General features: G+C 66.6%; 11 protein-coding genes. 7 read left to right on the forward strand and 4 right to left on the reverse strand.

Features of this window, described 5'->3' with window-relative positions:
* Window positions 1-113: 113 nt before the first annotated feature.
* Window positions 114-968: a LysR family transcriptional regulator gene (locus AC5RUH_RS10840; RefSeq protein WP_494128577.1), complete on the reverse strand. Its 855-nt coding sequence runs from the start codon at window positions 966-968 to the stop codon at window positions 114-116.
* Window positions 969-1213: 245 nt separating this feature from the next.
* Between AC5RUH_RS10840 and AC5RUH_RS10845 the strand changes: the two genes are divergently transcribed.
* The 5 genes from AC5RUH_RS10845 to AC5RUH_RS10865 all read left to right on the forward strand — a co-directional run bounded on the left by AC5RUH_RS10845 (window position 1214) and on the right by AC5RUH_RS10865 (window position 5865).
* Complete coding sequence (locus tag AC5RUH_RS10845; protein ID WP_494001879.1) at window positions 1214-1516, forward strand: ArsR/SmtB family transcription factor; 303 nt, start codon at window positions 1214-1216, stop codon at window positions 1514-1516.
* Window positions 1513-1998, forward strand: coding sequence for an SRPBCC family protein (locus tag AC5RUH_RS10850; protein WP_494001601.1), 486 nt, complete (start codon window positions 1513-1515; stop codon window positions 1996-1998). Before AC5RUH_RS10845 ends, AC5RUH_RS10850 begins: the two co-directional genes overlap by 4 nt.
* A gap of 162 nt (window positions 1999-2160) precedes the next feature.
* Complete coding sequence (locus tag AC5RUH_RS10855) at window positions 2161-2649, forward strand: pyridoxamine 5'-phosphate oxidase family protein (protein WP_494001602.1); 489 nt, start codon at window positions 2161-2163, stop codon at window positions 2647-2649.
* A gap of 50 nt (window positions 2650-2699) precedes the next feature.
* Window positions 2700-3239: a hypothetical protein gene (locus tag AC5RUH_RS10860; protein WP_494001603.1), complete on the forward strand. Its 540-nt coding sequence runs from the start codon at window positions 2700-2702 to the stop codon at window positions 3237-3239.
* Window positions 3240-3498: 259 nt separating this feature from the next.
* Window positions 3499-5865, forward strand: coding sequence for a putative bifunctional diguanylate cyclase/phosphodiesterase (locus tag AC5RUH_RS10865; RefSeq protein ID WP_494014501.1), 2367 nt, complete (start codon window positions 3499-3501; stop codon window positions 5863-5865).
* A gap of 60 nt (window positions 5866-5925) precedes the next feature.
* Here the strand turns inward: AC5RUH_RS10865 and idi are convergent, their stop codons facing one another.
* Window positions 5926-6456: an isopentenyl-diphosphate Delta-isomerase gene (idi, locus tag AC5RUH_RS10870; protein WP_494001605.1), complete on the reverse strand. Its 531-nt coding sequence runs from the start codon at window positions 6454-6456 to the stop codon at window positions 5926-5928.
* Between the two features lie 175 nt (window positions 6457-6631).
* Here idi and AC5RUH_RS10875 point away from each other — a divergent pair, with 175 nt between their 5' ends.
* Window positions 6632-7225 (forward strand): helix-turn-helix domain-containing protein, encoded by a 594-nt coding sequence (locus AC5RUH_RS10875; RefSeq protein WP_494128578.1) that lies wholly within the window; start codon window positions 6632-6634, stop codon window positions 7223-7225.
* 42 nt (window positions 7226-7267) lie between these two features.
* Here AC5RUH_RS10875 and speB read toward each other — a convergent pair whose 3' ends face one another.
* Window positions 7268-8248 carry an agmatinase gene (gene speB / locus AC5RUH_RS10880; RefSeq protein ID WP_494076691.1) on the reverse strand — a complete coding sequence of 327 codons (981 nt, stop codon included), beginning with the start codon at window positions 8246-8248 and terminating at the stop codon, window positions 7268-7270.
* 230 nt (window positions 8249-8478) lie between these two features.
* Between speB and AC5RUH_RS10885 the strand changes: the two genes are divergently transcribed.
* Entirely contained in the window at window positions 8479-9666 is a 1188-nt protein-coding gene (locus AC5RUH_RS10885; RefSeq protein ID WP_494128579.1) for a CaiB/BaiF CoA transferase family protein, read from the forward strand.
* Between the two features lie 3 nt (window positions 9667-9669).
* Here AC5RUH_RS10885 and AC5RUH_RS10890 read toward each other — a convergent pair.
* The coding region (locus AC5RUH_RS10890) for a helix-turn-helix domain-containing protein (protein WP_494128580.1) at window positions 9670-10265 on the reverse strand (596 nt) is incomplete at its 5' end.

Genomic DNA, 10265 nt, shown 5'->3' on the forward strand with positions numbered 1-10265 from the left:
TTAGATGATGTCCAGTCTCAGTGGGCCACGTCACATCTGTCCAACAGATAATTTCTGCGTTTGTAATCGAAATAATGAATCCGAAGTCCGGCCAGGCGCAGCCAGCGGGATGCCTAGGTTTTGTCCGCGCTGTACAGCGCGCGGCACACTGCTTCGAACGCGAGGGCCCGCCGGGTGGGCGTCACACCCTCGGGTCGCACCAGCACCACCTCGATGGCCGGCAGTTGATCCACAAGCCGTAGCGGAACGACGCCCCCGCCCGCGTAAGTCAGGTTGTGGTGGAGCCGCTGATTCAGCACAGCGTAACCATGGCCACGGGCAACGAAGGAGCGGACAGTCTCATAGCCGGTTGCCCGGTGACGAATATTGGGCTTTAAACCTGCCAGCTGGAACAACTGCATGAAGTACTCACGGGTATGCGGCAGGTCCAGCAGGATCATCGGTTCCTCTTCCAAATCCCTCAGCGCCACCTCGTGGTCAGGACTTGCAGCGAGAGGGTGCCCTTCCTGAACCAACACGTGCGCCGGAATGTGCTCCACCGTCTGGGTGGTGAAACCGCCGCCCAACCCAATGCTGTACATCAGCGCCAGTTCACAATGCCCCTCGAGCAAGGCCCGCCGCAGAAACTCCTGATCGCCCTCCAGGAACGAAACGTGCACGTCCGGGTATTCCGCTTCAAAGGCCTGGAGGATGACTGGTGCCCGGAAGGGCGCCAGCGGTCCGAAGACCCCTACCTTCAGCTCGCCGGTGAGATTTTGCGACAGGCCCCGCGCCGACTCGTACAGGGAATCTGCGTGCTCGAGGAAGGCGTTCAGGTCTTTGGCGAATTGTCGTCCGGCAGGACTCAGTTTCAGCCCCCTCTGCGACAACCGAATGAAGAGCTGTACGTCCAGGTCCTGCTCAAGCTGGGAAATCGCATTGGACAGCGCCGACTGCGTCAGGTTCAGCCGTTGTGCGGCGGCCGTCATGTTCTCGGTCTCGGCGACCGTCGCAAAGTAGCGCAGTTGGGTAAGGGTGAGGCTTGGCCATGCTTCATCCTGTCAGACCCCAGACCGCCCTCCCCTGACATTCCCGACCAGGCCGAATCGTGCCACAACCCCTTGACCTGCCGTTGCCAGCGGAGTAAGTTTTTGTTCAACCGAAAGGTTGATCAAAGGAAGAGTTGAATAACGTGACTGGTAGTAGCGACGAGGCACTCCTGGACAGGGCGTTCATGGCCCTGGCGGATCCGGCCCGCCGCCGCATCATCGCCCGGCTCAGCCGCGGACCGGCAACTGTCAACGAGCTGGCCGAGCCTTTCGAAATCTCCAAGCAGGCGGTTTCGAAGCACATCCAGGTCCTCGAGCAGGCACAGTTGGTCACCCGCAGCAGGGATGCCCAACGCCGGCCCGTTCACCTCAACGCTGCACGGCTCGAAGCGCTTACCGCGTGGATCGACCAGTACCGGCTGGTTCGGGAGGCGCAGTACCGCGGACTGGACGCCGTGCTCGGCCAACTATCCAAGGACAAACCATGAGCAACTCACTCAAAGTCACCCTCCCGGAGGGCCTTCCGTTCATCGATACCGAACGCGAGTTCGACTACCCCGTCGCCGACGTTTTCCGCGCACACAAAGATCCCGACCTGCTCAAGCAGTGGCTGGGCCCGCGGGGCATGAAGATGGACGTCGACCACTACGACTTCCGCACCGGCGGCAGCTACCGCTACCTACACACCGGACCCGACGGCCAACAGTACGCCTTTACCGGCATATTCCACACGGTCCGCGAGAACGAGTTCGCCATCCAGACCTTCGAGTTCGGCGGCTACCCGGACGTCGTGAGCATCGAGTTCATGACCTTCGAGGACCTCGGCAACGGACGCTGCAAACTGATCGGACATTCCGTCTACCCCACGCTGGAGGCGCGCGACGGCATGGCCCAGTCCGGCATGGAAAGCGGCATGAGCGAAGGCTACGAGCGGCTGGACGAACTGCTCGCCGGCGCCCGCACCGCGTAAAGAGGCGGCACTGCCGCGGCATGAAGCCGAAGCCGACCAGGCTCCGGCCTCATGCCGCGCGCACTTCCCTGTTCAACCGTTCCCGCCCGCCACCACCATTGGCCTCCTCGGAATTAGAAAGTATGCTGAGGATTCCCTGCACCCTAGTCGGAAGGTGGTTTCATGGCGAACGATGATGAAGGACGCAAGGAAGTAGCCAAGATCCTGAAGGACGCTGACATCGGCGTCCTCACCACGGTCAATGCCAGCGGCCAGCTGTTTAGTCGGCCCCTGGCACTACAGGAAGCGGAGTTCGACGGCGACCTGTGGTTTGTGACGCACGATCCCTCGCCCAAGGCCAACGAAATCCGCGCCAATCCGCACGTGAATGTGTCGGTCAGCGGGTCGGACGGCTACCTGTCCATCTCGGGCACCGCCTCCATCGTCCGGGACCAGGCGAAGATCGACGAACTCTGGGGCCCCATGATGGAACCGTGGTTTGAGAACGGCAAGGACGACCCCACGGTGGCCTTGCTCCGGGTCGAGGCCCACACCGCCGAATATTGGAAGCCGGATTCCCCCAAGGTGGCCACGCTGTTCAAGCTGGCCAAGGGAATGGTCACCGGGAAGCAAGCAGACGACGTCGGCAAGAACGACGTCGTCAACCTCTAGCCGGAGGCATCTGCCGATCGGCACCACAGCACGCACTTAAGGAGTCAGCAATGTCCGGAAATCTTTTGGCCCGTTCTGTGCACGACCTTACTGCCGCCGCTTGGTTCGGCGGTTCCCTGATGGGCGCCATCGGGCTTAACGGGGCGGCCGCCGCCGCCCAGGATCCGCGCGAGCGCACCCGTTTGTCCAGCATCGGCTGGATGAAGTGGGCGCCGGTCCAGACCGTGGCCTTCGTATCGCACCTTGCCTCCGGCCTGCCGCTGCTGGCGGGCAACAAGGGCAGGATGGTCAAGCAGGAAGGGGTGACGCGGAATACCGTCATCAAGACCGTCGTCACCTTGGCCGGCGCGGCCGTCACCCTCTACGCCGGAATGCTGGGCAAGAAGGTGGAGAAGATGGCCGAACAGGGTGCAGAGGGCGCCACCGAGCCTTCACCGATGGCGTCACCGGAGCTTAAGTCCGCGCAGAAGCAACTCAAGCTGCTGCAGTGGACCATCCCAGCCTTCGCCGGCACGGTCATCGTGCTCGGTGCCAAGCACGGCGAAATGCAGCGGCCCGCCACCTTCTTGGAGGGGCTGCTCAAGCACTAAAGGCGAAGGCCCGCCCACGCGGTGTGCAATGTCCGGAGCGAGCCGGACAGGTGCCGCGTTCGGGCGGGCCGCCTGCTGTCCGTCTTTCCGCGGCTGGTGCCGGTCACGAAGGCGCGCGTCGGGCGCCGGTTTCCCGTGGCCCCTCCCTGTTTCGGAGCGTCCGCCGCTGCCTGCACGGGCTGGGCCTGCTGCACGGTTACGATGGTTGAAACGTTAACGCGGGACGGCAGAAGTGGGGAACGGGCATGCCGGCAGCATCATGACGGCCACCAAGGCGGCGGCCGCCTTCGCGTGGGCTGCCATCGCCGGCATTTCGTCTGCCGGGCTGCTGGTGTTGGGCCAGGTCGTCGCGGCTTCGATCGTCGCTCCGCCACGCTTCGACCTCGTGGCCGTCCTCTCCGTGCTGATGCTGGTGCTGGCCTGGCACCTGCGCGTGGATACGCCGCTCATGCGCCGCCAAACCACCGCCGCGATGACCGCTGCCGTGATCGTCTGCAACGACCTCACCGCCCCGCTGCACGAAACGGTGGCGGTGGTGGGAGTCGGGCTCCTGGCCACCCGCGTGGTTTTCCGGCGCTTCCGCTGGGGAGAGGTGTACTGGTTTATCAGCCGGCTGCTCGCCTCCGCCGTGCTGGTTGCGGTGTTCCAAGCCTTCCACGCGGGCGGTTTTGCGTGGCCGGCCGCACTGCTGGCCGGCTGGCTGGCCTTCTTCATGACGGCGATTGCCGTCGAGCGTGCCTTCGCCACCACGGCCACGCGCAGCGGCACCTTCCGCAACGGCATCGGTTGGGCGCCGGCCCTGTGCACGCTGGCCATCAATCTGCTCCTGTGCCTGGCCGCCCAGTACGCCGCCCTCCGGTTCGGCCACGACGGCGTCCAGTCGCTGCTCCTGGTCTTCGCGTCCGTGCTGGCGCTGGCGGTCACCGGCTGGCTGCGCAACCGCGAGCTGCGCCGCCGCCTCACCGGCCTGGTCGACGCCTCGCTCGAGCTGCCGTGGAATCCGGACGGGCTCGACCGGACCCTCCTCGCCGCCGCCAGCGCCTCGGTGCGCGCCGACCGCGTGTCCTTGCGTCCAGAAGCGCCGCAAGATAGGGAAATCGGTGTCCGGATGCGTCGCTGGGACCACGGCGACAACTACCTGGTGGCGTCGCGGAACGGCGGCGCACAGTTCACCGAGGAAGACGAGCAGGTGCTCGACGCGCTGGCACACGTCGGCAGCATCATGGTCCGGCACGATGAGCTGGTGCACGAACTGCGGCTGCAGGCGGACACCGATGCCCTGACCGGGCTGGGCAACCGGCGCGCCCTCTGGCAGCGGCTGGCCGAGATCAACGCCGGCCGCCGCCCCGGCGAGGCCATCGCCGTCGTCTATCTGGATCTGGACGAGTTCAAGGCCGTCAACGACAGGCACGGCCACGACGTCGGCGACCTGCTGCTCACCGCCACCGCGCAGCGGATACGCTCGGAAATCCGAGAGGACGACGTGGCCGCGCGCATCGGCGGCGACGAATTCGTCGTGGTGCTCCGCGACGTCACCAGCGAAACCGGCGCCCGCGCCGCCGCCGAACGGATCGCCGCCGCGATCGCACGCCCGCTCACCGCCCGCGGCAACACACTGCGGGTGCGGGCCAGCACCGGCGTGGCGTACTCGGATCGCCCGGCACCCAATATCGAGGAGCTGCTGCGCAACGCCGATTCCGGCATGTACGGCTCCAAGCGGCTGCAGCAGCGGCTGCGCGACGCACAGCGCGACGGCTCGGAGGCCGAAGCCTGTCTGGCTGTCGCGGTTGAACGCGGCATCCGCCGGCGCCTGTTGCGTGTGGCGCTGCAGCCCATCGTTTCGCTGGACCTGGATGCGATCGTCGGATTCGAGGCCCTGGCCCGCTATGAAGACGACGAACTGGGCAACATCCCGGCGGACCGGCTGGTCACTGAGGCGAACCGGCTGGGCCTGCTCAACGAGCTGACCATCCAGGTGATCGATGGTGCGGCGGCGGCGATGGCCCGCATCAGCGAAATCACCAGCGTCCGCTCCGTCTCCGTCAACGTGGAGCTGGGCCAGCTCGCCACCGGATCCCCCGTCGTGGACCGGCTGCGGCGGATGCGCGCCGAAGGGCCGGAGCTGAACATCATCGTGGAGCTGACCGAAAACTCGTTGGACAAGATGTCCGAGCAGTCCCGGGCAGCCCTCGTACAGTTGCGCAGCGAGGGGTTCAGGATCGCCGTGGACGACTTCGGCTCCGGCTACTCATCCATGAACGCGCTGACCGAGTTCCCCTTCGACATTGTCAAGGTGGACCGCTCGCTGGTCAGCGGTGACGACGGAAGCGCACCGAACGACGACGAAACCGCCCGCAACATCGTGGTCAGCCATTTGATCGCCATGTTCACCGCGCTGAAGGCGGACGTGGTGATCGAGGGCATCGAGACCGCCGAGGCCGTGGAGTGGCTGGCCGGCTGCCCGGGTTTGAATGCGCAGGGCTTTTACTTCGGCCGGCCCATGTGGCCGGACGAACTCATCTCCCGGCTGGTCACCTCCGGGACGGCGGCGCTGCCGGCGCCGTCCCGCCGCGATTCGCGTCCGGCCATGGCCGGACGGACGGCCGAACATTCGCCTGCTACCTAAAGGCGCGGGCCGTCCGGCATCCGGCTGACGCCGCGGTGCCCGCGCCAATCCCTGCGGACGCTAGGCCAGTCGTTCCAGGGCCTGCAGCTGAAGCACGATCCACGGGCTGAAGGCCCACGGCGCTGCGGTCGCGGCGGTCCGCAGGTCGGAGGGCCGCACCCAACGGTATTCGGCCACCTCGTCATCGCGCGGCGACAGTTCGCCGGCGGCCAGCGCCGTGTAGACGGGGCAGAACTCGTTCTCCACAATGCCGGACGCGTCGACCGCGCGGTAGCGGAAGTCCGGCAGCACCAGCTTCAGGTCTTCCAGCCCGAGCCCCAGCTCGTAGCGCACCCTTCGCCGCACGGCGTCGGCCATCTCCTCCCCCGGGGCCGGATGGCCGCACGCGGAGTTGGTCCAGACGCCCGGCCAGGTCAGCTTGTTCAGCGCGCGCCTGGTCACCAGCACGCGGCCCTCGGCGTCGGAAATATGGCAGGAAAAGGCGAGATGCAGCGGTGTCTCGCCCGTGTGGATCTCGGCCTTGTCGGCAACGCCGGCGGGCTTCAGGTTCTCGTCCAGCAGCACTACCTGCTCGGTTGTTTCCGCCGTCATGTCGGCCCGGACCCGGGCAGCTGCCGTTGCCGGGAGAGCTCCCGGCGGTCAGTGTTGTTCATACCAGCCATTGTATGGGCGGCAGGTGGGGGACCACCGGCAGCATTGGCGGGGACATCGGCACATGCGCGAGGGCAGTGGACCGTATCACCGAGCGGTAGGGCAAGATAAGAGCATGAAGGACGACGCGGCGCGAACCGATGAAAGGCCGGCGACGAAACAGGTCAAACTCATCGGCGAGCGGCTGCGGCGGGCGCGGGAGGACCGCGGGCTCACCATCCTGGAGACCGCGAACCACACCGGGTTGACCAAGGGCTTCATTTCCCAGGTGGAACTGGGAAAAACATCGGCCTCCGTCGCGTCACTGGCCTCCATATGTGATGCGCTGAATCTTCCGCTCTCGGCCCTCTTCGAGCCGCCGGCCGTTCACCTGGTCAGGGCGGATGCCCGCGAACCCGCGCGCTTCCTCGGCCACAAAGTCGCAGATTCGATCCTGACGCCGCCGGGCCAGGGAGGCGTGCAGGTCATCGAAACGGTCATTCAACCCGGCGGCGGAAGCGACCCCGAACCGTACCGGCTCCCCGTCGATCGGGAGTTCGTCACTGTTCTGCAAGGCGAACTGCACATCACCGTCGAAGGGCAGCAGCTGGAGCTCCAAGAGGGTGATGCGCTCACCTTTCGTGCCTCACTCCCCCATCTCTGGCGGAACCCCTCGAAAACCCGGCAAGCGCGGGTCCTGTGGGTCCTGACTCCGCATGCGTCGGTGTGACGTGCCGTCGGCCCTACACCCGGGGCCGGTGGGGCAGCGGCTTCAGGGCTTGGCCCAGATGCTCAAGTACTCGTAGGCAATCTGAGCGGCGGCCATCGAGGTGATGTCGGCATGGTCGTATGCGGGGGCCACCTCCACGATGTCGGCCCCTACAAGGTTCAGGCCCGCAAGGCCCCGCAACAGGTGCAGGAGCTCCCGGCTGGCTAGGCCGCCAGGTTCGGGTGTCCCGGTGCCGGGGGCAAACGCCGGATCGAGCACATCGATGTCAACGGAGACGTAGAGCGGACGCGTTCCCACCCGATGCCTGATCTGTTCGACGATGCCGTCAAGTCCGGTGCCGATGAACTCGCTGGCACGAATGCGTTGAAAGCCCGTCGCATCATCGTTGTCCTGGTCTTCCGGCCCGTAAACCGATCCGCGAACACCAACATGGAGGCATCCCTCCGGGTCGATCAGGCCTTCTTCGAACGCCCGGCGGAATGGTGCTCCATGGTGGAGATTGGCGCCGAAATAGGGGCCCCAGGTGTCGAGGTGGGCGTCGAAGTGAACCACCGCCACCTGGCCGTGAAGGCGGTGCAGTGACTTCAGCGCCGGGTAGGCGATCGTGTGATCGCCCCCGAGCACGACCAGGCGCTGGCTCCGCTCCGATGCCTCGTCGAGGCCTCGAATCATGGCCTCCACGGCAGCCTCAATATTGAACGGAGTAACCGGGATGTTGCCTAGATCCGCGACCTGATGCTGCCTGAACGGATGGGAGCCGAGTTCGACGTGGTAGGGACGAATCAGGCGGCTTGCGCTGCGGATCGCCTCCGGTCCGAAGCGGGCCCCCGGCCTAAAGGTCACCCCGGAGTCGAAGGGAATGCCGACGAGACCTACCTGATAGTCGCTGACTTGGTCCAGGCGGGGAAGCCCGGCGAACGTAGGCGCCGACGAGAACCGAGGGACGGCCGCGAAGTCGACCTGCTCGACGACGGGTTCGCCCTGTTCGTTGCGGGATGTGGTGTGCACTGGCAATGGGGGCAACGGTCTTCCTTATTTTTGGCGCGGGTTCGGGAGTATTGCAATACGTGACCTAGGTCATGCAACACTATCCCTACCGCCTGCAGGGCCGTCAAGACTCCATACCGGAGGTAGGGCCGGCAGCCACCGCCCATTGGACGAAACAACCAACGTCTGGCCAAGACAACCAGTCCCACGCCGAACACTCTGCCGTAGACTCAACGCCACTTCATGCTTGTTCGGAAGGACGGATCGTGCCTGACTCCCCCACTGCCGCTGCCCCGGCCTCAGTCAAAAGACCCTTGGAAGGCCTGCTGGTGGCCGACTTCTCCCGGGTGCTCGCCGGTCCGCTTGCCACCATGACGCTGGCCGACCTGGGTGCACGGGTCATCAAGGTGGAGCGCCCGGGCACGGGGGATGACACCCGCAGCTGGGGTCCGCCGTATTCCCCGACCGGGGCCACCTACTTCGAGAGCGTGAACCGCAACAAGGAATCGATCTGCCTGGACCTGGCGGATCCCGGCGACCGGCGGTTGGCCCGGAAGCTGGCGCTGGCGGCCGACGTCGTCGTGGAGAATTTCAAACCGGGCGGGATGGACAGGCTCGGCCTCGGGTATTCGGACCTCGCGGCCGGGAATCCGGGCCTGGTCTACGCCTCGATCTCCGGTTTCGGTTCAGCCGAAGGTGCGTCCCTGCCCGGCTATGACTTCATCGTGCAGGCGGTCGGCGGCCTGATGAGCATCACCGGCGAGGCGGAGGGCTCACCCTACAAGGCGGGTGTCGCCCTGGTGGACGTGCTGACCGCGAAGGACGCCACTATCGGGATCCTCGCCGCGCTCAACGCCCGCGCTGCCACCGGCCGGGGCAGCCGACTCGAGGTCAACCTGCTGTCCAGCCTGCAGGGCGCCCTGGCCAACCAGGCCCAGGCCTACCTGGGAGCAGGCAAGGTCCCCCGGCGGATGGGCAACGAGCACCCTTCCATCGTTCCCTATCAGCTGCTGGAATGCTCCGATGGTCCACTGGCCGTCGCCTGTGGCAACGACGGACAGTTCCGGCAGCTGGCCGCTGTCCTGGGAGAGCCGCAGCTCGCGGACGACGAGCGTTTCGCCACCAACAGCGCCCGGGTGCAGCACCGCCGGGAGCTCATCCCGCTGCTGGAGGAGGCCCTGTCCGCCGCCTCCGCATCGGTGTGGCAGGGCAAACTCACCGGCGTCGGCGTTCCAGCCGGCCCGGTGGCGGACATCGACGAGGGCCTCCGGTATGCCGAATCACTGGGGCTGGCCCCCACCATCGAAGTCCGCGATGCCGGCGGGGAGCCAGCCGGCCGCCAGGTCCGCCACCCGATCTCTTGGAGCCCGGCGTTCGAGACACGCACGGCCGCCCCGCCCGCGCTCGGCGAACACACCACATCGGTGCTGGAGTGGCTGCGCAGCCTGGACTGAACGTCAGAGGCCGCGCCGGCGGAGGGCCAGCCACAGGTGCGCGGCGACGTCCGGATCGTCGAGGCTGACGCCGAGCAGACGTTCGGCCACCGCCATTCGGTGGCGCAGCGAATTCCGGTGCACGCCCAGTTGGCGGGCCGTGTCTTCCCAGTGGCCCCGGTGGCGCAGGTAGGCGGCCACCGTCTCCAGCAGCTCGGCGCGCCGGTACCCCGCCAGCGCCTCGACCCACGCATCTGCGCGCGCCTCATCGTCGGCCGCCAATTCCACGAGCTTGCCCACGGGCGCCGCGACCGCGGCACGGCGCACAGCTGGCATCGCCCCCGCCACGTCCGCCAAGGCGAGGGATTCCGTCCAGGCAGCACCGGTCTCCGCACCCCCAGAGGCAGCTGCCGACATTGACGCCGGCTCAAGCCCGGCTGCATCGGCGCCCGCGCCGCCCCCCGACCAGGCCAGAAGTTCCGCGTCGGCTTCCCCATCTATCTGCCCGTCTGCCGCGGCCCGTTCCGCGAGCCCGGCATCCAGCAGGAAGTAGGCCACGCCGTCGTCCGCGAAGCGCAGGGTAGAGCCGGCCAGCGCCGCCGCGGGCGAGCCGCCGCCGG

Source organism: Arthrobacter sp. Y3223166 (genome assembly GCF_059090935.1).

What these genes read in the sequence shown, in the direction of transcription:
- AC5RUH_RS10845 (WP_494001879.1), top strand. Translation starts at nt 1,214, where the DNA reads ATGGCCCTGGCGGATCCGGCCCGCCGCCGCATCATCGCCCGGCTCAGC.
- AC5RUH_RS10855 (WP_494001602.1), top strand. Translation starts at nt 2,161, where the DNA reads ATGGCGAACGATGATGAAGGACGCAAGGAAGTAGCCAAGATCCTGAAG.
- idi (WP_494001605.1), bottom strand. Translation starts at nt 6,456, where the DNA reads ATGACGGCGGAAACAACCGAGCAGGTAGTGCTGCTGGACGAGAACCTG.
- AC5RUH_RS10875 (WP_494128578.1), top strand. Translation starts at nt 6,632, where the DNA reads ATGAAGGACGACGCGGCGCGAACCGATGAAAGGCCGGCGACGAAACAG.
- AC5RUH_RS10850 (WP_494001601.1), top strand. Translation starts at nt 1,513, where the DNA reads ATGAGCAACTCACTCAAAGTCACCCTCCCGGAGGGCCTTCCGTTCATC.
- AC5RUH_RS10840 (WP_494128577.1), bottom strand. Translation starts at nt 968, where the DNA reads ATGACGGCCGCCGCACAACGGCTGAACCTGACGCAGTCGGCGCTGTCC.
- AC5RUH_RS10865 (WP_494014501.1), top strand. Translation starts at nt 3,499, where the DNA reads ATGACGGCCACCAAGGCGGCGGCCGCCTTCGCGTGGGCTGCCATCGCC.
- AC5RUH_RS10860 (WP_494001603.1), top strand. Translation starts at nt 2,700, where the DNA reads ATGTCCGGAAATCTTTTGGCCCGTTCTGTGCACGACCTTACTGCCGCC.